The 19,482-nt window shown below is 64.5% G+C and carries 15 protein-coding genes; 7 read left to right on the top strand and 8 right to left on the bottom strand.

The annotated features are described in order from the left end of the window. The first annotated feature begins 303 nt into the window (after positions 1 to 303). Both FJ957_RS15480 and FJ957_RS15485 read left to right on the top strand, forming a co-directional pair. On the top strand, positions 304 to 1,665 hold the full coding sequence (locus FJ957_RS15480; protein WP_140832750.1) for a pilus assembly protein: 1,362 nt from the start codon (positions 304 to 306) through the stop codon (positions 1,663 to 1,665). A 401-nt stretch (positions 1,666 to 2,066) separates the two neighbouring features. Next, positions 2,067 to 3,335 (top strand): cyclopropane-fatty-acyl-phospholipid synthase family protein, encoded by a 1,269-nt coding sequence (locus tag FJ957_RS15485; protein WP_140832752.1) that lies wholly within the window; start codon positions 2,067 to 2,069, stop codon positions 3,333 to 3,335. Between the two features lie 12 nt (positions 3,336 to 3,347). Here the strand turns inward: FJ957_RS15485 and FJ957_RS15490 are convergent, their stop codons facing one another. Both FJ957_RS15490 and acs read right to left on the bottom strand, forming a co-directional pair. Beyond that, positions 3,348 to 4,109: an MOSC domain-containing protein gene (locus FJ957_RS15490; protein WP_140832753.1), complete on the bottom strand. Its 762-nt coding sequence runs from the start codon at positions 4,107 to 4,109 to the stop codon at positions 3,348 to 3,350. Continuing rightward, positions 4,109 to 6,064, bottom strand: a complete 1,956-nt coding sequence (gene acs, locus FJ957_RS15495) for an acetate--CoA ligase (RefSeq protein ID WP_140832755.1) — start codon at positions 6,062 to 6,064, stop codon at positions 4,109 to 4,111. Before acs ends, FJ957_RS15490 begins: the two co-directional genes overlap by 1 nt. A gap of 302 nt (positions 6,065 to 6,366) precedes the next feature. On the opposite strand from acs, the gene FJ957_RS15500 reads away from it, so the two are divergent. Continuing rightward, positions 6,367 to 6,639, top strand: a complete 273-nt coding sequence (locus tag FJ957_RS15500; RefSeq protein WP_140646989.1) for an usg protein — start codon at positions 6,367 to 6,369, stop codon at positions 6,637 to 6,639. 298 nt (positions 6,640 to 6,937) lie between these two features. On the opposite strand, the gene FJ957_RS15505 is transcribed toward FJ957_RS15500, so the two are convergent. Then, complete coding sequence (locus tag FJ957_RS15505) at positions 6,938 to 7,972, bottom strand: aldo/keto reductase (RefSeq protein WP_140832757.1); 1,035 nt, start codon at positions 7,970 to 7,972, stop codon at positions 6,938 to 6,940. A 40-nt stretch (positions 7,973 to 8,012) separates the two neighbouring features. Then, complete coding sequence (locus FJ957_RS15510) at positions 8,013 to 9,200, bottom strand: MFS transporter (protein ID WP_140832759.1); 1,188 nt, start codon at positions 9,198 to 9,200, stop codon at positions 8,013 to 8,015. 123 nt (positions 9,201 to 9,323) lie between these two features. Here FJ957_RS15510 and FJ957_RS15515 point away from each other — a divergent pair, with 123 nt between their 5' ends. After that, positions 9,324 to 10,229 (top strand): LysR family transcriptional regulator, encoded by a 906-nt coding sequence (locus FJ957_RS15515; RefSeq protein WP_140832761.1) that lies wholly within the window; start codon positions 9,324 to 9,326, stop codon positions 10,227 to 10,229. Positions 10,230 to 10,292: 63 nt separating this feature from the next. Here the strand turns inward: FJ957_RS15515 and FJ957_RS15520 are convergent, their stop codons facing one another. The 3 genes from FJ957_RS15520 to FJ957_RS15530 all read right to left on the bottom strand — a co-directional run bounded on the left by FJ957_RS15520 (position 10,293) and on the right by FJ957_RS15530 (position 12,678). Then, a complete protein-coding gene (locus tag FJ957_RS15520) occupies positions 10,293 to 11,342 on the bottom strand; it encodes an aldo/keto reductase (protein ID WP_140832763.1) in 1,050 nt (349 codons plus the stop codon). Positions 11,343 to 11,476: 134 nt separating this feature from the next. Beyond that, a complete protein-coding gene (locus FJ957_RS15525) occupies positions 11,477 to 11,881 on the bottom strand; it encodes a hypothetical protein (RefSeq protein WP_140704388.1) in 405 nt (134 codons plus the stop codon). 134 nt (positions 11,882 to 12,015) lie between these two features. Further along, positions 12,016 to 12,678 carry a YggS family pyridoxal phosphate-dependent enzyme gene (locus FJ957_RS15530; protein WP_140832765.1) on the bottom strand — a complete coding sequence of 221 codons (663 nt, stop codon included), beginning with the start codon at positions 12,676 to 12,678 and terminating at the stop codon, positions 12,016 to 12,018. Positions 12,679 to 12,969: 291 nt separating this feature from the next. On the opposite strand from FJ957_RS15530, the gene leuS reads away from it, so the two are divergent. Together leuS and lptE are read left to right on the top strand one after the other, a co-directional pair. Continuing rightward, positions 12,970 to 15,597: a leucine--tRNA ligase gene (gene leuS, locus FJ957_RS15535; RefSeq protein WP_140832767.1), complete on the top strand. Its 2,628-nt coding sequence runs from the start codon at positions 12,970 to 12,972 to the stop codon at positions 15,595 to 15,597. Continuing rightward, on the top strand, positions 15,584 to 16,165 hold the full coding sequence (gene lptE, locus FJ957_RS15540; RefSeq protein ID WP_140832769.1) for an LPS assembly lipoprotein LptE: 582 nt from the start codon (positions 15,584 to 15,586) through the stop codon (positions 16,163 to 16,165). Before leuS ends, lptE begins: the two co-directional genes overlap by 14 nt. 377 nt (positions 16,166 to 16,542) lie before the next feature. On the opposite strand, the gene fsa is transcribed toward lptE, so the two are convergent. Further along, complete coding sequence (gene fsa / locus FJ957_RS15545; protein ID WP_140832770.1) at positions 16,543 to 17,199, bottom strand: fructose-6-phosphate aldolase; 657 nt, start codon at positions 17,197 to 17,199, stop codon at positions 16,543 to 16,545. Positions 17,200 to 17,289: 90 nt separating this feature from the next. Between fsa and FJ957_RS15550 the strand changes: the two genes are divergently transcribed. After that, on the top strand, positions 17,290 to 19,473 hold the full coding sequence (locus FJ957_RS15550; RefSeq protein WP_140832772.1) for a primosomal protein N': 2,184 nt from the start codon (positions 17,290 to 17,292) through the stop codon (positions 19,471 to 19,473). The last annotated feature ends 9 nt before the right edge of the window (positions 19,474 to 19,482 follow it).

Raw genomic sequence — 19,482 nt, forward strand, 5'->3', positions numbered from 1 at the left:
CAACAGACCCTGCGCTGCGCCTGTTTCATGGCTGCCGCTGACCCGCTTCGGCACAGTTCGATTGTGCCGAAGAGAGAACGACCGCGACAGCCTTCGAGATCATGGTAAGCACTTCATGAAGGTCGCTTGGCCAGCGTATTTTCGTTTACTTCCCGTTCACTCTAGGATTTGCCGAAAGCCAGCAAAAACAATGGATTAACCTGCCGTTAAGCATCTTTCGGCGGGTCGCTGGCCGGGTCTGGCCGAAATCCTGCAACGCCTTTGTCGTGCGGCACGGTGCCGCAAACAGTGGAGGCGGAAGGGATGCGGCAGTTCAGAGGCGTCGTTCGTGGGGTGGACGGCTTGGCCCGCAATCGCGAAGGCAATTTCGCGGTTCTGTTCGGAGCTGCCGCATCGGTCCTCGCGCTGGGGGTGGGATTGGCGGTCAATATCTCGCAGCTCTACAATGCGAGATCGAGCCTGCAGGGCGTCGTCGACGCCGCTGTGACCTCGACGGCCCGCGATCTCACCCTCGGCGTCATCACCGAAGCCGACGCCAACAAGACGGTGCAGGCGTTCCTCGACGCCAACAGCGCGGCCGGCATCCTGCAGGCCAACCGGATCGTGCTGGACAAACTCACCGTCGACAGGACGGCCAGCACCGTGAAGGCGGATGTGCACACCGATCTCAGCCTCTATTTCCCCCTGTTCAGCATTGGCGACATGCAACGGGTGACGTCCTCGACCACGGCGCTCTATTCGGACAAGACGGTCGAGGTGGCGATGATGCTCGACGTCACCGGCTCGATGGCCGGCCAGAAGATCAAGGACCTGAGGACAGCGGCGAGCAACGCGGTCAATTCCTTCCTCGCCGGCCAGAACGCCGCCAATCCGCGGGTGCGAGTGGCGATCGTGCCTTATGCCAATTCGGTCAATGTCGGCTCGCTCGCCGCAAGCACGGTCTTTGTCGAGACCAAGGCCAGCGAGCGCAAGCAGGCGCCCGGCAATGACGATCCGAAATATGTCTCGGCGTCGACGCGACCGGACAACTGCGCCACCGAGCGCAAGGGCGCCTACCAGTATTCGGATGCCGGTCCCGACCTCAGCATGGTCAATCGTGACCTCTATCTGTCGGCCTTCGCCAAGCAGACCAATACGGCAGCCTGTCCGGTCGCGACGCTGCAGCCGCTGACGGCGAATGCCTCTACGCTGAACAATGTCATCAAGGATCTCGTCGCCTCCGGCGGCACCGCCGGTCATATCGGGATTCAGTGGGCCTGGTATATGCTCTCGGAAAACTGGGGCAGTGTGATGAACGCCTCGCAACGGCCGGCCAAGCTGGATCCTAAGAAGGTGGCCAAATATGTGATCCTGATGACCGACGGCGAATTCAACCTGTCCTATTTCGACGCCAGCGACGCGAGTCAGGTCTATAACGACGCCGGCAAGGTACAGACGCGCACGGCCGCGACAACGCTCTGCGCGGCGATGCGCGACCAAGGCATCGAGATATTCACCATCGGCTTTGCCCTTACGGAGAAGAACGCCAAGTCGACGCTGCAATCCTGCGCCAGCCTCGATAGCGGCAACAGCAAGCATTTCTATCAGGCGGCCAACGGCGCCGAGCTTGACCAGGCCTTCCAGGATATCGTGCGCAACATCGACAATTTGACGGTGACCAGGTAGCGGGGTTTATCGCAAAGAAAAGGAAAAGGCCGCCGCTTCTTGACGAAGCCGGCGGCCTTCCGTGTTTCCGTCCATGACGCGGCTTCTGGCGGCAGCCCCATCGGGCCACCCGCCGCGCGTCTCGCGCCTTAACGGGAAGACTGCTTCCCGAAAGTGCAATCCGCAGAGCTCACGTTATGGAAAACGAAATCACTCGACATCGGATCACCTCCTTTCAGTTCGTTGAAGACACTCAGATGATGGGGTGTGTCGCGGCAAAAGACAAGATGACGCGACGGAATGGTCATGCCTCCACCCGGGAAACCTGCTCTTGCGGTGCTTTTGCGCAACAGATCGGGATTGCGGTCCACAGGCCGGTGGACGACAGTGCGCCTCTGGGGGCGACATATCGGGAGGTGGGAATGGACGCCGCCGACAGAGCAGCGCGGATCGTACGCAAGGTCGTCGAAACGCTGAAGCCGGGTTTTGCGGTCCGGCTGTGGACCGGCGAGCGGATCGGACCCGCCAGCGGTCCGGTGCTTGCCATCAACGATCAGGACATCGTCTGGCAACTGGTTCGCCGGCCGACCTTCTCGACGCTGGTGGAGATGTGGATTTCCAAGACCGTCGATATCGAAGAGGGCACGCTGTTCGATTTCTATGCCCTGCCTTCGCAAGGCAAGCTCAAGACGAAGCTCAAATCCCTGCCCAAGCTGGCGATCCTGCGCGACCTGCCGGCTGTGCTGTTTTCGCGCAAGCAGATGACGGCGCGCAGCGACCTTTCCGGCCGCAAGCCTTTCGTCAGCGGATCGAACAAGGAGGCGATCCAGCACCATTACGACATTTCGAATGATTTCTACCGACTCTTCCTCGACGAGCGCATGGTCTACAGTTGCGGCTATTTCCACGATTTCGCCAATGGCATCGACCAGGCGCAAGTCGACAAGCTCGACCACATCTGCCGCAAGCTCAGGCTCGAGCCCGGCGAAAGGCTGCTCGACATCGGCTGCGGCTGGGGCGCGATGCTTATCCATGCGGCGAAGAATTACGGCGTCTTCGGCCATGGCGTCTCGCTGTCGCAAGCCCAGACCGACCTTGCCCGCGAGCGCATTCGCGCCGAGGGGCTGGAGGATCGCATCACCATCGAGATAAAATCCTATGCCGAACTCTCAGGCACGTTCGACAAGATATCGTCGATCGGCATGTTCGAGCATCTGGGGCTCGCCAATCACGAGGCCTACTTCTCGACCGTCCATCGCCTGCTGAAACCCGGCGGGATCTATCTGCATCACGCCATCACCAGGCCCAGCAAGGGCGACATCCGCAAGACGCTGCGCAAGGGGCCGGAATACAAGGCCCTGATCAAATACATCTTTCCTGGCGGCGAGCTCGATACGATCGGCATGACGCTCGGCAATCTCGAGGCGCACGGCTTCCTCGTCTATGACGTGGAGAACCTGCGCGAGCATTATGCGCAAACCTGCCGCCTGTGGGCGGAGCGTCTGAATGCGCGCTTCGACGAGGCGGTCGCCGAGGTCGGCGAGCCCAAGGCGCGGCTGTGGCTGCTCTATCTGACGGGTTGCTCGATCACCTTCCAGCGCGCCTCGGCGCAGATTTTTCAGACTGTCGCCACCAGGCGCGCCCGCGGCCCGAGCGGCCTGCCACCGACACGGGCGGATTTGTACAGGTAGACCCGGCCCGGTTCAGTCCATCAAGCGCATCGGCGCGCCGATCCCGATCCGCGCGGGCCGGTCGACGGTGCAGTAGACGCCGAGATTGTGGGCGTTGTGGCGCACCAGGTTGCGCAGGATGCCGGGATCGGTGTCGAAACCGTCCTGGGCGATGATGGTGAAGCCGCAGCGGCGGCAGGGCTCGGAGACGGTTAGCTCGAGATCGCCGACCGCGAGTTTCCTGCCGATCCATTCCGTCTCCGGAAAGGCGCCTTCGACCGGGTCCATATTGACGACGATGTTGGGCCGGAAGCGGCGCGGATCGGGTGTGCCCTCGGGATGCAGCGCCTTCAGCCGGGACAGCGAGGCGGTGGTGAGCAGATGGATCGGCGCCTTGGCGTAGCGGGCCTCGGTCAGCGGACCGGCATAGGAGGGCGCCGCGTTCTGCGCGCCGAATGGTCGGATCGCTGCCTCGAAGCCGAGGAAGGCGGATACAGCGCGGTCGCTTCGAGGGTCCGGCGCCGGCAGCCAGCCGCCGTCGGGCACGGCCACTTCGAGCCGCCATTCCTTGCTCATCGGGGCCTCGCTCAACCGGGTGCGGATCAGCGGCACCTTGTGCCATCTGGCCTCGCGGTCGGGCCTGGCGATCTCGCCGTCGGAAACATCGACCAGTCCGAACAGCCGGTCGCCGTCGACGGTCTTCAGCCCGACGGAGATGGCATCGAGCCGCTCGCCGGCGAGCGAGCTCGCCGGGTAGCGCCAGAGCTGGCTGACGGTGCCGAGATCGCCGGTCATCAGCCCTTCTTGTTCTGCCGGTTGGCGACGAGGTCGTCGACCACGGCCGGATCGGCCAGCGTCGAGGTGTCGCCGAGCGCGCCGAAATCGTCCTCGGCGATCTTGCGCAGAATGCGGCGCATGATCTTGCCGGAACGGGTTTTCGGCAGGCCGGGCGCGAACTGGATCTTGTCGGGCGAAGCAATGGCGCCGATCTCCTTGCGGACATGCGCGATCAGTTCCTTGCGCAGCTCCTCGCTCGGCTCCATGCCCTTCATCAGGGTGACGTAGCTGTAGATGCCCTGGCCCTTGATGTCGTGCGGGTAGCCGACGACGGCGGCTTCCGACACTTTCTCGTGGCTCACCAGCGCCGATTCGACTTCCGCCGTGCCCATGCGGTGGCCGGAGACGTTGATGACGTCGTCGACGCGGCCGGTGATCCAGTAGTAGCCGTCGGCGTCGCGGCGGCAGCCGTCGCCGGTGAAGTACTTGCCCTTGTAGGTCGAGAAATAGGTCTGGACGAAGCGGTCGTGGTCGCCATAGACGGTGCGCATCTGACCGGGCCAGGAATCGGTGATGCAGAGATTGCCGTCGGCGGTCCCTTCGAGCACCTTGCCCTCGCCGTCGACCAGTTCCGGCTTGACGCCGAAGAAGGGCCGTGTCGCCGAGCCTGCCTTGAGGTCGGTGGCGCCGGGCAGCGGCGTGATCAGGATGCCGCCGGTCTCGGTCTGCCACCATGTGTCGACGATCGGCACCTTGCCGTTGCCGACGACATTGAAATACCACTCCCAGGCTTCCGGATTGATCGGCTCGCCGACCGAGCCCAGAACGCGCAGCGATTTGCGCGATGTCTTCTTCACCGGGTCGTCGCCAGCGCCCATCAGCGCGCGCAACGCCGTCGGCGCGGTGTAGAAGATGTTCACCTGGTGCTTGTCGATGATTTCCCAGAAGCGCGACTGCGAGGGATAGTTCGGCACGCCTTCGAACATCAGCGTCGTGGCGCCGTTGGCCAGGGGCCCGTAGACGATATAGCTGTGGCCCGTCACCCAGCCCACATCGGCCGTGCACCAGTAGATGTCGCCGTCATGGTAGTCGAAGACATATTGGTGCGTCATCGAGGCATAGACGAGATAGCCAGCCGTGGTGTGCAGCACGCCCTTCGGCTTGCCGGTCGAGCCGGAGGTGTAGAGGATGAAAAGCGGGTCTTCCGCCTTCATCTTCTCCGGCTTGCAGTCGGCCTTCACCGTGGCGATCTCGTCGTGGTACCAGACGTCGCGACCGGGCGCCCAGCCGACCTTGCCGCCGGTGCGGCGAACCACGACCACGTTCTTCACTCGCACATGATGCTTGGCGGCGATCTCGATCGCCTTGTCGGTATTGTCCTTGAGCGGAATCGGCTTGCCGCCGCGCAGGCCTTCATCGGCGGTGATGACGAAGGTCGATTCGCAGTCGACGATGCGGCCGGCCAGCGCATCCGGCGAAAAGCCGCCGAAGACGATCGAATGGATGGCGCCGATGCGTGTGCAGGCAAGCATCGCATAGGCCGCCTCGGGGATCATCGGCATGTAGATGGTGACGCGGTCGCCTTTCTTGACGCCGTGCTTCTTCATCACATTGGCGAGCCGGCAGACATGCGCGTGGAGCTCGTTGTAGGTGATCTTCTTGTCGTCGTAAGGGTTGTCGCCCTCCCAGATGATGGCGGTCTGGTCGCCGCGCTTCTTCAGGTGCCGGTCGATGCAGTTGTAGGAGACGTTGGTCTGGCCGTCCTCGAACCACTTGATCGAGACCTTGCCGTCGAAGGAAGTGTTCTTGACCTTGGTGAAAGGCTTGAACCAGTCGATGCGCTTGCCATGCTTGCCCCAGAACTTGTCCGGGTTCTTCACGCTGTCGGCGTACCATTTGAGATAGGTATCGTTGTCGATCAACGCGTTCTTCTTCCACGCCGGCTGGACGCGGTGGACATGCACATCGGACATTTTTCAGCTTTCCTCCGGGACCGTTCCGCCGCCTTGAAACGCCGACGGCATCGCGGCGAAGCGGCCGCGAATTCGAGGCATTATTAACAGTTCCGACGTGACGGCAATATTAGACGTTGGATTCGCGCGGCGGGATGACGCGGGGTTAAGCGCTAAAGCTATTAGCACTCTCGCTTCACGGCTGCTAACCGCCTGTTTTAACGGCAAAAATTTTGAAGAAGCTCGAAGAAATCCATAGACAGTTAAGCAACCGTGCGCACAATTCAGCGTTGGGAGGAAGGAGAATCAACCAAGGAAACGCAATGCGCGACAATTCCGAAATGGACCTGATGCTCAAGGGGTATGGGCTGACCACGGCCAAGATCCTTTACCACTACCCGGACCACCCGCACCTGCTGCAAAGCTTTGTCTGGCAGGATTACGACATAGCTCCGAAATTCCCGGTGCTGATCCGCTTCATCGAATTCTGGAAAACCAAGCTCGACGGACCGCTGCACTCGGTCACCTACACGCATCACAAGCTGATCGCACCGAATGAGTGGCGGAAGGTGGATGGGGAGTTCCTGGTACATTAGGTGCAGGTTTTATCGATCGTCAGTGATTGGCGGAAATGCCCGTCGCTTCGTCATCCACGGGCGAAGCAACGAGCGAAGCGACGCGGCGCAGACCCGAGGATCCATTCCCGTGACTTCGAAGCGTTGCGGCGATCCAGAATTCTGCTCCGCCGCGCTCGGCGATCAAGGTAACGGCATGGATCCTAGGGTCTTCGCGACGCCGCTTCGCGGGTGCTTCGCCCGTGGATGATGAAGCTCGGAGGTGGCAGCCAATCGCGAACGTTCACGCTCGCCCTGATAGGGACGGGTCGACACGTGGTCACACCGCTGGCGGGTTCAGCCGGGCGAAGCCTTCCTGGCGCCGATAGGGGAAGTAGGGATAGGGCGCCGTCACCGCGCTCGCTTCATCGAGCGCCTTGATCTGCTCGGGCGTCAACGTCCAGCCGACGGCGCCGAGGTTCTGCCGCAGCTGCTCCTCGTTGCGCGCGCCGATGATGACCGACGACACGGTCGGCCGCCGCAAGAGCCAGTTGATGGCGACCTGCGGCACGGCCTTGCCGGTCTCGGCGGCGACCGCTTCAAGCGCATCGACCACCTTGAAAAGATGCTCGTCCTCGACCGGCGGACCGAAGCTGGCGGTGTCGTGCAGCCGGCTCTTTTCCGGCAAGGGTTGTCCGCGGCGGATCTTGCCGGTGAGCCGGCCCCAGCCGAGCGGGCTCCACACCAGCGCGCCGACGGCCTGGTCGAGGCCGAGCGGCATCAGCTCCCACTCATAGTCGCGGCCGACCAGCGAATAGTAGACCTGATGCGCGACATAGCGCGGGTAGCCGTGCTTTTCCGCCAGGCCGAGCGACTTCATCACCTGCCAGCCGGAGAAGTTTGAGACGCCGACATAGCGCAGCTTACCTTGGCGCACGAGGTCGTCCAGCGTCGACAGCACCTCCTCGACCGGTGTCGAGGCGTCGAAGGCATGGAGCTGCAAGAGGTCGATATAGTCGGTTCCAAGTCGCTTCAGCGCGGCGTCGACGGAGCGGATCAGGCGCGACCGCGACGAGCCCCAGTCGGCCGGGCCGTCGCCCATCGGCAGGGACGTCTTGGTCGAGATCAGCACCGCGTCGCGGCGGCCCTTGATGGCCTCGCCAAGCACCTCTTCCGAGGCACCGTTCGAATAGACATCGGCCGTGTCGAAGAGATTGACGCCCGCCTCCAGGCAGATGTCGACCAGCCGGCGCGCCTCCTTCGCGTCGCTATTGCCCCAATGGCCGAAGAGCGGGCCGGAGCCGCCAAAAGTTCCGGCGCCGAAGGAAAGGGCAGGCACTTTCAGGCCGGAAGCGCCGAGAGGTTGATAGTCCATGATTTTTCTCCTTGAGATGTCGAAGGCGGAATTCGGCCGCTCAGCCCTGCGCCGTGACCGGCTTGCCGATCGCCCGGCCGCGTTCGAGGCGCAGCGCCAGAAGCACCACGCCGAGCGCGGCGAGCGGCACCAGGCCGGCAACGAGGGGAACAGCGCCGAGGCCGGGGCCGTGGTCGATGACGAAGCCGCCGAGCCAGGCGCCGATGGCGTTGCCGAGATTGAAGGCGGCGATGTTGAAGGAAGACGCAAGGCCCTGGCCGGCGCCCTTGGCCTTCTCCAGCACCCACATCTGCAGCGGCGCGACGGTGGCGAAGGCGGCGGCGCCCAGCAGGCCGACGGCGACGACCGCCGCGACCGGCTGATGGATCGCCGCGGCCATGAGGAACAGCACCGCCGACAGCGCGACCAGCGTGCCGATAACCGTCGGCACCAGATGCCGGTCGGCGAGGCGTCCGCCGAGCAGGTTGCCGGCGACCAGTCCGCCGCCGAAGACGAGCAGGATCGGCGACACGGACGCCTCGGAAAAGCCGGTGACGCGGGTGAGGATCGGCGCCAGATAGGTGAAGGCGGCAAAGACGCCGACCCAGCTCAGCACCGTGGTCAAAAGGCCGAGCAGCACCGGCCGGCGGCCGAGTACGGCGAGCGTGCCTTCGGCGCTTTCCGCCTCGTCCGCGGCGGCCGGCGCGTCGCGCGGCACCAGCAATGCGATCACGGCAAAGGCGACGACGCCCACAAGTGTGACGGCGAGGAAGGTGGAGCGCCAGCCATAGGCCTGGCCGAGCCAGGTGCCAAACGGCACGCCGAGGATGTTGGCGACGGTGAGGCCGGTGAACATCAGCGCGATGGCCGAGGCCTTCCTGTTGGGCGCGACGAGGCTGGTCGCGACGACGGAGCCGACGCCGAAGAAGGAAGCGTGGGCGAAGGCGGTTAGCACGCGCGCCGCCATCAGCGTCCAGTAGTCGGGCGCCAGCGCACAGGCGAGGTTGCCGACGGTGAAGACAACCATCAGGGCAAGCAGCAGGGTCTTGCGCGGCAGACGGCCGGTCAAGGCGCCAAGCAGCGGCGCGCCGACGACGACGCCCAGCGCATAGCCGGAAATAAGCAGGCCCGCGGCCGGGATCGACACGCCGAGATCGGCGCTGACATCGAGCAGCAGGCCCATGATGACGAATTCGGTGACGCCGATGCCGAAGGCGCCGGCGGTGAGGGCATAAAGAGCGAGAGGCATGGCTGCGGTCCGGTTGATCAGGAAGGGGAGGCCCAAAGCCCGCGCCCCGGGCGGAAGATCGTGATCCGCCAAGCTGTGAACCAGCCTTGCATCAGGCATACTTTCTGTGAAATAGATTCACGAATGGCGAGGCCCGAGATCAACCGCTCCGGCGAGATCGAAGTGTTCGTCCGCGTCGTCGAGGCGGGCAGCTTCTCGGCCGCGGCGCGGACGCTGCGGATGACGCCGTCGGCGGTGAGCAAGCTGATCGCGCGGCTTGAGGCGCGGCTTGGCGCACGGCTCATCAGCCGCTCGACACGCAAGCTGCAGCTGACGCCGGAAGGGGCTGCCTTCCATGACAGCGGCCTGCGCATCCTCGCCGATCTCGACTCGGCCGAGCGCGAAGCGGCGGCGGGTGCAGCGCCGCGAGGCCGGCTTAGGGTCAATTCCTATGTGCCGTTCGGCCAGCACCGGCTGATGCCGTTGTTGCCGCGCTTCCTGGAGAATTATCCCGAGATTTTCGTCGAAGCCGTGCTGACCGACAGTGTGATCGATCTTCTGGAAGAGCGCGCCGATGTCGCTATCCGCGCCGGGCCGCTACGCGAGTCACGCCTGGTTGCGCGCAAGCTTGGCCAGAGCCGGATGGTCCTGGTCGCGTCGCCTGCGTATCTTGAAGCACGCGGCACGCCACGCGCATTGTCCGACCTCGCTCGCCACAACATGCTGGCCTTCGGCTTCGCCAGGCATATCGAGGGCTGGCCCTTCGTCGATGCGACAGGCAAATCGATCATCATGCCGATTGTCGGAAACATGTCGCTCACCGACGGCGAAGCGATGCGGCGAACGACGCTGGCAGGAGCCGGCATAGCGCGGCTGGCGCGCTGGCATGTCGAGCCCGACATTGCCGCCGGACTGCTCGTGCCGTTGCTCGAGGAGTTCAATCCTGGCGACGAGGAGCCGACACATGCTGTCTATGTCGGTCATGGCAAGCATCTGCCGGCGCGGGTGCGGGCTTTCCTCGACTTTCTCGCGGAGACCGTTCGTCTCTGAAACGGAAAAGCCGCGCGTCCAAGGACACGCGGCTCCCGAAGGATGTCGGCTTGCGAAGACGGATTACGCCTTCGGCACGAACGGCGCCGGGCGCCGGGCGGCGCCTTGCCGCTCCAGCATCCAGCCGGGATATTCGGTAGGCAGCGCGCTCACCTCATCGAGCTTCGCGAGGTCGTCGGCGTCGAGCTTCAGACCTGTCGCGGCGAGGTTCTGCTCGAGTTGGTCCATGCGGCTGGCGCCGATGATGACGCTCATCACGAAAGGCTTTGCCAGGACATAGCCAAGCGCCACGGTGGCGACGCCGACATCGTGTTTTTTGGCAACCTCGCGCATGCCGGCGACCGCCGCCCAGGCGCGGTCCTCGTTGACCGGCGGGAAGTTGAACGAAGCGCGGCGGCCCTCGCCATTGCCCGGCGCGTCGGGACCGTATTTGCCGGAGAGCAGTCCGCCGGCCATCGGCGACCAGACCATCAGGCCGAGCTTCTCTTCGTTGATGAGCGGCACGATCTCGCGTTCGAGATCGCGGCCGGCAATCGAGTAATAGGATTGGATCGTCTCGAAGCGGGCAAAACCCTTGTGCTCCGCGATGCCCAGCGCCTTGGAGATACGCCAGGCCTGCCAGTTGGAGACGCCGACATAGCGGACCTTGCCGCTGGCGACGAGATCGTCGAGCGCGCGCAGCGTCTCGTCGATCGGCGTCACCGTGTCGGTGCCATGCAGCTGGTAGAGGTCGATATGATCGGTCTGCAGCCGCTCCAGGCTGCGGTCGACCGAATCCATGATGTGGCCGCGCGATGAGCCGCGCTCGTTGGGCCCGTTGCCCATGGCGCCATGCACCTTGGTGGCGATGATGACGTCCGAACGCTTGACGCCGAGGTCCTTGAGCGACTGTCCAAGCAGCTGCTCGGACTGGCCGAATGAATAGACGTCGGCCGTATCGAAGAAATTGACGCCAGCGGCGATCGAGCGGCCGACGATTTCGTTGACGCCCTTCTGGTCGAGGCTGGCGATCAGGCCCCATTGGGCATTCTGGCCGGCGGCGCCGAAGGTCATGGTGCCGAGGCAGAGTTCGGAAACGAACAGGCCGGTGTTGCCAAGCTGGTTATAGCGCATGGTGAGCTTTCCCCGAGAAAAGGATTGAATGACATCGGGGAAATAGGAACGGACCGTTTCGTTTCAAGCGCGGGCGCAAAGAATATCGTCCGGTTGGCGGGCCGGTAACGAGATCGTGACGATTGCCAGGGCGCTCAGCTTTCAACCAAAGCGAGGATCGCGAAGGCAGTCATGCCGAATGCGACGGCGGCAAGGGGCAGCAGGATTTCGATCGTCGCCGTGCTGGCCTTCATCGGGCTCTCGCCGGTGTCGAAATCGCCTGCCAACCAGTCGGCGAGCGTCGTGGGTCTGCCGGCAGCGCTGATCCGGTGATGGCGCCAGACACGGCCGGCGATGGCCGGCAGCACGACCGACATGACGATGAATCCAGTTACGACGAACAGCAAATAGTCGTCGTCGCCGCTGCCCGCGAAGCCGATCCAGGCCGACAATGCATAGCAGGCCGCAAGTCCAATCATGGCGAAATAGACCCAGCGGTGCAGTCCGCGGGAGACTTGTCGGTTTTGCATGGTGTGCTGACTGTGGCGTTTGGCGGTCATAGGGACCTCCTTTGCTATGAAAGGAGCCACTTGCTTCCTGTGCACGGAGCTAGCGCCAGGATTCTAGGCGACAATGCGGTGGTGTGACGCGGCCGGCCCAAGGAAAGGCCTACGCTTCCCAGAGGCGCTCCTTGCTACCGGCTGCCGAAGATCGCCGAGCCGACCCTGACGCTGGTCGCGCCGAAGGCGACGGCGGTTTCGTAGTCGCCGGACATGCCCATCGAAAGCTTCGCGACACCCGCTTCGCGAGCGAGCTTCTCCAGCAGCGCGAAATGCGGGCCAGGATTCTCATCGGCGGGTGGGATGCACATCAGGCCTTCGATGGCGAGGCCGTGCACGTCGCGGCAGCGCTTGACGAAGGCGACCGCGTCGCGCGGCTCGATGCCGGCCTTTTGTGGCTCGGAGCCGGTATTGACCTGGACGTACAGCTTCGGCGCGCGGCCTTGCCTGGCGATCTCCTTGGCAAGCTCCGCGGCGATCTTCTCGCGATCGACGGTCTCGATGACGTCGAAGAGAGCGACGGCTTCCTTGGCCTTGTTGGACTGCAGCGGGCCGATCAGATGCAGCTCCAGATCGGCGGATGCCTCTCTCAGCGCCGGCCATTTTCCCTGCGCTTCCTGCACGCGGTTCTCGCCGAAGACCCGCTGGCCGGCCTCGATGACGGGGCGGATGTCGTCGGCCGCGAAGGTCTTCGACACTGCCACAAGCGTGACGGCGCCGGGCTCGCGCTTGGCCTCGCGTTCGGCGCCGGCGATCCTCGCCTTGACCGCGTGGAGCTGCTCTACGGCGCTCGTCATGCCACTATCCTGCCTATAGTTTTTAACGCCGACGCCGGCTCACCGCAGTTGACGGGTCCGGCAATCCATGGTGAACACCGCGACGACATTGTCTCGGCTGCCGGCCTAGGCGTGTCGATATTCAGGTGATGCCGGCCTGCAAATGCCGGTTTCCTGCGCTTCCGGTGCTCACGTACTTTAAGTACGCTCCGCTCCGGTTCTCGGAACCCGCCATTTTCGGCTCGGCCTGATCTGAATATCAACACGCCTTAATCCAGCACCGCGCACCTGCTTTTAAGTGAAAAACATCCGATGGCAACCGAACGTTACAATCCGCGCACGTCAGAGCCCAAATGGCAGAAGGCCTGGGCCGAAAAGAAGCTGTTCGAGGCCCGCAACGACGACCCGAAGCCGAAATATTACGTGCTCGAGATGTTCCCTTATCCGTCGGGCAAGATCCATATCGGCCACACCCGCAACTACACGATGGGCGACGTGGTGGCGCGCTACAAGCGCGCCAAGGGTTTCAACGTGCTGCACCCAATGGGCTGGGATGCGTTCGGCATGCCGGCCGAAAACGCCGCCATGCAAAACAAGGTCCACCCCAAGGACTGGACCTATGAAAACATCGCCGTCATGCGCGAGCAGCTCAAGATGATGGGCCTGTCGCTCGACTGGGCGCGCGAGTTCGCGACCTGCGACGTCGATTACTACCACCGCCAGCAGATGCTGTTCCTCGACTTCGTCGAGAAGGGGCTGGTGACGCGCAAATCCTCCAAGGTCAACTGGGATCCGGAGGACATGACGGTGCTCGCCAACGAGCAGGTCATCGACGGCCGCGGCTGGCGCTCGGGCGCGCTGGTCGAGCAGCGCGAGTTGACGCAGTGGTTCTTCAAGATCACCGACTTCGCGCAGGACCTCTTGGACTCGCTCAACGGGCTCGAAGAGTGGCCGGAGAAGGTCAAGCTGATGCAGCACAACTGGATCGGCCGCTCGGAAGGGCTGCTGATCCGCTGGCCGCTGGCCGCGCCGGTTGGCGACACGCATGAGCTGGAAGTCTACACGACCCGGCCCGACACCATCTTCGGCGCCTCCTTCATGGCGGTCGCCGCGGATCATCCGCTGGCCAGGAAAGCCGCCGAGAACAATGTCGAGCTGGCCAAGTTCATCGACGAGGTCCGCCACATGGGCACCTCGGTGGCGGCGCTCGAGACGGCCGAGAAGAAGGGTTTCGACACCGGCATCCGCGTCGTCCATCCGTTCGACGAGAGCTGGACGCTGCCGGTCTATGTCGCCAATTTCGTGCTGATGGAATACGGCACCGGCGCCATTTTCGGCTGCCCGTCGGGCGACCAGCGCGATCTCGATTTCGCCAACAAATACGGCCTGCCGGTGATCCCGGTGGTGATGCCGGAAGACGCCGACGCAAAGACCTTCCAGATCATCGAGGAGGCCTATGTCGACGACGGCGTGATGATCAATTCGCGCTTCCTCGACGGCATGAAGCCGCAGAAGGCTTTCAACGAAGTCGCGAAACTGTTGGAAGAAAAGACGATCGGCGGCCGGCCGATGGCGGAGCGCAAGGTGAATTTCCGCCTGCGCGACTGGGGCATCTCGCGCCAGCGCTACTGGGGCTGCCCGATCCCGATGATCCATTGCGAGCAATGCGGCGTCGTGCCGGTGCCGAAGGCCGACCTGCCGGTGAAGCTGCCCGACGACATCGAGTTCGACCGTCCGGGCAATCCGCTCGACCGGCACCCGACCTGGCGGCACGTGAAGTGTCCGCAATGCGGCCGCGGTGCGCGGCGCGAGACCGACACGATGGACACCTTCGTCGATTCGTCCTGGTATTTCGCGCGCTTCACCGCGCCCTGGGCGAACGAGCCGACCGAGCCGAAAGCGGCCGACGAATGGCTGGCGGTCGACCAATATATCGGCGGCATCGAGCACGCGATCCTGCATCTGCTCTATTCGCGCTTCTTCACCCGCGCCATGCGCGAGACCGGTCACCTCGATCTGGCCGAGCCGTTCAAGGGCCTGTTCACGCAAGGCATGGTCGTGCACGAGACCTACCGCGTCGGCGGCCCGTCCAACAACGGACGCTGGCTGTCGCCGAGCGAGGTCAGGCTCGAGGACGTGGGCGGCAAGCGCCGCGCTGTCGAGATCGCCACCGGCGAGGAGGCGACGGTCGGCGCGCTTGAGAAGATGTCGAAGTCGAAGAAGAACACGGTGAGCCCGGAAGAGATCACCGACGGCTACGGCGCCGACACCGCGCGCTGGTTCATGCTGTCGGACTCGCCGCCGGAGCGCGACGTCGAATGGACCGACGACGGTGCGGCGGGCGCGCACCGCTTCGTGCAGCGCGTCTGGCGCCTGGTGCAGATCGCGGCCGAGCAGCTTGCCGGTGTGAAACCGGCGGCGGCGAAGGATGGCGAGGCGGGCGCCGTGTCCAAGGCCGCGCACAAGATCCTGAAGGCGGTCGGCGAGGATATCGAGAAGCTCGGCTTCAATCGGGCGATCGCGCGTATCTACGAGCTGGCCAACGCGCTGGCGACGCCGCTCGCCGACGTTGCCGAGGGCAAGGCCGATGCCGCGCTGAAAGGCGCCTGCCGCGAGGCGGTGGAGATCCTGGTGCATATTATCGCGCCCGTCATGCCGCATCTGGCGGAAGAGTGCTGGCAGGAGCTCGGCGGCGCCGAGATGGTCGCCGAACGGCCCTGGCCGGTCTACGATCCTGCTCTGGTCGTCGACAACGAGATCGTGCTGCCGGTACAGGTCAACGGCAAGAAGCGGGGGGATTTGACAATTGCGCGCGACGCGGATCAAGGTGCCGTCGAAAAAGCGGTGCTGGCTCTCGACTTCGTGCAAAAAGCACTGGAAGGTAAGGCCCCGCGCAAGGTGATCATCGTGCCGCAGAGGATCGTCAATGTCGTTGCCTGATCCGGTGAAGTCAGAAGCGGCCCGCCTGCGCGGCCGCTTGGCGGTCTGCGGCATGGTCGGCGCGCTGGCGCTGGTCTCGGCCTGCACCGTGCGGCCGCTCTATTCCAACCAGCCGCTGTCGCCCGGATCGCAGCTCAGCGCATCCGCCGAGCTCGGGTCGATCTCGATCAAGCCGGTCAACACCCGCTACGCGCAGCAGGTGCGCAACAACCTGATCTTCGCCTTCGGGCAAGGCTCGGGCGAGCCGGCCTCGCCGGCCTACACGCTCGATCTCGGCGTCACCGAGCTCGTCGAATCGGCGGCCATCGTGCAGGTGCAGACCCAGGAAGACGAGCCGACGGCGGGCACGGTCACGCTGACCGCCAATTACGTGCTGCGGGATACCGCGACCAACACGGTGATTGCCGTCGGCAAGCGCTCCATCCCTTCGTCCTTCGACCGGCCGCGCCAGGAATTTGCGGCCTACCGCGCGCAGATCGACGCCGAGAACCGGGCCGCGCGCGAATTGGCCGACCTTCTGCGGCTGTCGATCGCGCAGGACCTAGCCAAGCACGGCAAAAGGGCCTAGTTCCTCGCCGGGGATGGCTGAAGCCTTCCGAACTTCGTCATCCTAGGGCGGAGCAGCCGCGAAGCGGCGTCGCGTAGACCCTAGGATCCATTCCGTTACCTCAGCCTGATGGTGCAGCGGAGCAGAATTCTGCACCGTTACGACGCTCGTATGTCACGGAATGGATCCTCGGGTCTGCGCGCGTCGCTTCGCTCCTTGCTCCGCCCGTGGATGACGATCGCGATAGGCGTCCCGGCCGATCGCAAAGGCATGTGACTTGCCGAGGCATAGACACTTCGCCACGAAAAGGCCGGTTGCCCGACCTTCTTCGCTACTTTTTGCCTTGTGCAATTCCGGACGGAAAATCGTTACGCACTTTTCCTGGAACTGCTCCCGCCTCAGCCGATCTTCTGGCCGGTCTTGGCCCAATCGGCGAGGAACTGCGCGAGGCCCTTGTCGGTCAGCGGGTGATTGACCAGCGCCTTCAGCGTCGCCGGCGGCGCCGTGACGACATCGGCGCCGATCAGGGCGGCCTGCTTGACGTGGTTCACCGTGCGCACCGAGGCGGTCAGGATCTCGGTCTTGAAATCGTAATTGTCGTAGATGGTGCGGATTTCCGAGATCAGCTCCATGCCGTCCGAGCCGGTGTCGTCGATGCGGCCGACGAAGGGCGAGATGAAGGAGGCGCCGGCCTTGGCGGCCAGCAGCGCCTGGTTGGCCGAGAAGCAGAGCGTCACGTTGACCATGCGGTTCATCTCGGTGCGGATGGTCTTGCAGGCCTTCAGGCCGTCGAGCGTCAGCGGTACCTTGATGGCGATATTCGGCGCGATCTTGGCCAGCACCTTGGCTTCCGCCATCATGTCCTTGTACTCGGTCGCCACGACCTCGGCCGAGACCGGGCCTTCGACGATGTCGCAGATCTGCTTGGTGACGTCGATGATCTTGCCACCCGATTTCAGGATCAGAGACGGGTTGGTGGTGACGCCGTCGAGCAGCCCGAGATCGTTGAGCTCCTTGATTTCCTTGATGTCAGCGGTGTCGACAAAAAATTTCATGGCGGTCTCCTTGGGGATTGCCGGGCGCCAGCCAGGCAGATGCGAGGGTCCCCTTTGATCTAGACCAAAGTCAGGGCAAGGTCACGCCTGATGATGGAAGATTCGCCCTTTGTCGCAGCCGCGCCAGTGCTGGTGCCGATGCCGGCCGAACGGCCCTACACCTATGCCGTGCCGCCGGGCATGCGTGTGGTGCAGGGCTCGATCGTGCGCGTGCCGCTCGGACCGCGCCAGGTCGCGGGCATCGTCTGGGACGGCGCCGTCGAAACCGTCGATGCGAGGAAACTGCGGCCGATCGAGGAGGTGTTCGACTGCCCGCCGATCGATAGGGCAATGCGCCGCTTCGTCGACTGGATCGCGCAATATACGCTCTCTGCCCCCGGCATGGTGGCGCGCATGCTGCTCAGAGCCCCCGAGGCCTTCGACCCGGAGCCGTGGATCGAAGGGCTGCAGCGCACGCTGGCCGAACCGGACCGGTTGACCGACGCGCGCCGGCGCGTGCTGGAGACGGCCGAGGGCGGACTTGCCTGGACGCGCTCGGGGCTGGCGCATGCGGCGGGCGTGTCCTCGACCGTCATCGACGGGTTGCGGGCACAGGGCGTGTTCGAGACGGTGATGATCCCGCCGCGTCCGGTGGTGGCGGCGCCTGATACCAGCCATGCCGTGCCGGAGCTGATGCCGGACCAGAATATTGCGGCGGAGAAGCTGCGCGCGGCAATCGCGGCCGATACTTTCAATGTCACCCTTCTTGACGGCGTCACCGGGTCTGGCAAGACGGAAGTTTATTTCGAGGCGGTGGCGGCTGCGCTCGACAAGGGCAGGCAGGTGTTGATCCTTTTGCCGGAAATCGCGCTGACGCATGCCTTCCTCGAACGTTTCCAGGACAGATTCGGCGCCAAGCCAGCGGAGTGGCACTCCGACCTGCCGCCCCGGATGCGCGAACGCGTCTGGCGGCAGGTTGCGGAAGGCGGCGTGCGCGTCGTCGCCGGCGCGCGCTCGGCGCTATTCCTGCCGTTCAAGGAACTCGGCCTGATCATCGTCGACGAGGAGCACGATCCCGCCTACAAGCAGGAAGACCGCGTCTTCTACAACGCGCGCGACATGGCGGTGGTGCGCGGCCATATCGGTACTTTCCCGGTCGTGCTCGCCTCGGCGACGCCGTCGGTGGAAAGCCGGGTCAACGCCGGCCAGGGCCGCTACGGCCGGGCTGTGCTGGCGTCGCGCTTCGCCGAGGCGGCGCTCCCCGACCTGAAGTCGATCGACATGCGGCGTTCGCCGCCGGCGCGCGGCGGCTTCCTGTCGCCGGTCTTGCTGGAGCAGATGCAGCGCACGCTGGAGAGGAAGGAGCAGTCGCTTCTCTTCCTCAACCGGCGCGGCTATGCGCCGCTGACGCTCTGCCGGGTCTGCGGCCATCGCTTCGGCTGCCCGGTCTGCTCGGCGTGGCTGGTCGAGCACCGGTTTCGCGGCCAGCTCGTCTGCCATCATTGCGGCCATAATGAGCGGCGGCCGGAGGCATGCCCCGAATGCGGCACCCTCGACCATCTGGTGGCCTGCGGCCCCGGCGTCGAGCGCATCGCCGAGGAGGTGGTGGCGCATTTCCCCGAAGCCCGCACCATCGTGCTTTCGTCCGACCTTCTGGGCGGCGTGCGCCGTCTGCGGCTCGAACTCGAGGCCGTCGCCAATGGCGAGGCTGACATCGTCATCGGCACGCAGCTCGTCGCCAAGGGTCACAATTTCCCCGGCATGACGCTGGTCGGGGTGGTCGATGCGGATCTCGGGCTCGCCAATGGCGATCCCCGCGCCGCCGAGCGCACATTCCAGCTGCTCAGCCAGGTGACGGGGCGCGCCGGCCGCACCGGCAAGAAGAGCCTCGGCCTCCTGCAGACCTACCAGCCTGACCACCCGGTGATGCGGGCGATCGTCTCGGGCGATTCGGAAGCTTTTTACGAGCGCGAGATCGCCGAGCGCGAACGGGCGGCGCTGCCGCCCTTCGGCCGGCTGGCCGGCATCATCGTCAGCGCCGGGACACGGGGCGAGGCCGAAAGCCATGCGCGGGGGTTAAGGCGCGCGGCGCCGCAGGCTTCCGACCTCTTCGTGCTCGGGCCGGCCGAAGCGCCGCTGTCGCTGATCGGCGGGCGCCACCGTTTCCGCCTGCTGATCCAGGGCGAGCGGCGCGCCGACATGCAAGGCTTCATTCGCGCCATGCTGGCCGAGGGGCCGAAGCCGCGCGGCTCGGTCAGGGTGCAGATCGACATCGACCCGCAGAGCTTCCTATAAGCGAGAGAG

The organism is Mesorhizobium sp. B2-4-6 (assembly GCF_006442775.1).
Lineage (GTDB): Bacteria > Pseudomonadota > Alphaproteobacteria > Rhizobiales > Rhizobiaceae > Mesorhizobium.

What these genes read in the sequence shown, in the direction of transcription:
- FJ957_RS15480 (WP_140832750.1), top strand. Translation starts at nt 304, where the DNA reads ATGCGGCAGTTCAGAGGCGTCGTTCGTGGGGTGGACGGCTTGGCCCGC.
- FJ957_RS15485 (WP_140832752.1), top strand. Translation starts at nt 2,067, where the DNA reads ATGGACGCCGCCGACAGAGCAGCGCGGATCGTACGCAAGGTCGTCGAA.
- FJ957_RS15490 (WP_140832753.1), bottom strand. Translation starts at nt 4,109, where the DNA reads ATGACCGGCGATCTCGGCACCGTCAGCCAGCTCTGGCGCTACCCGGCG.
- acs (WP_140832755.1), bottom strand. Translation starts at nt 6,064, where the DNA reads ATGTCCGATGTGCATGTCCACCGCGTCCAGCCGGCGTGGAAGAAGAAC.
- FJ957_RS15500 (WP_140646989.1), top strand. Translation starts at nt 6,367, where the DNA reads ATGCGCGACAATTCCGAAATGGACCTGATGCTCAAGGGGTATGGGCTG.
- FJ957_RS15505 (WP_140832757.1), bottom strand. Translation starts at nt 7,972, where the DNA reads ATGGACTATCAACCTCTCGGCGCTTCCGGCCTGAAAGTGCCTGCCCTT.
- FJ957_RS15510 (WP_140832759.1), bottom strand. Translation starts at nt 9,200, where the DNA reads ATGCCTCTCGCTCTTTATGCCCTCACCGCCGGCGCCTTCGGCATCGGC.
- FJ957_RS15515 (WP_140832761.1), top strand. Translation starts at nt 9,324, where the DNA reads ATGGCGAGGCCCGAGATCAACCGCTCCGGCGAGATCGAAGTGTTCGTC.
- FJ957_RS15520 (WP_140832763.1), bottom strand. Translation starts at nt 11,342, where the DNA reads ATGCGCTATAACCAGCTTGGCAACACCGGCCTGTTCGTTTCCGAACTC.
- FJ957_RS15525 (WP_140704388.1), bottom strand. Translation starts at nt 11,881, where the DNA reads ATGACCGCCAAACGCCACAGTCAGCACACCATGCAAAACCGACAAGTC.
- FJ957_RS15530 (WP_140832765.1), bottom strand. Translation starts at nt 12,678, where the DNA reads ATGACGAGCGCCGTAGAGCAGCTCCACGCGGTCAAGGCGAGGATCGCC.
- leuS (WP_140832767.1), top strand. Translation starts at nt 12,970, where the DNA reads ATGGCAACCGAACGTTACAATCCGCGCACGTCAGAGCCCAAATGGCAG.
- lptE (WP_140832769.1), top strand. Translation starts at nt 15,584, where the DNA reads ATGTCGTTGCCTGATCCGGTGAAGTCAGAAGCGGCCCGCCTGCGCGGC.
- fsa (WP_140832770.1), bottom strand. Translation starts at nt 17,199, where the DNA reads ATGAAATTTTTTGTCGACACCGCTGACATCAAGGAAATCAAGGAGCTC.
- FJ957_RS15550 (WP_140832772.1), top strand. Translation starts at nt 17,290, where the DNA reads ATGATGGAAGATTCGCCCTTTGTCGCAGCCGCGCCAGTGCTGGTGCCG.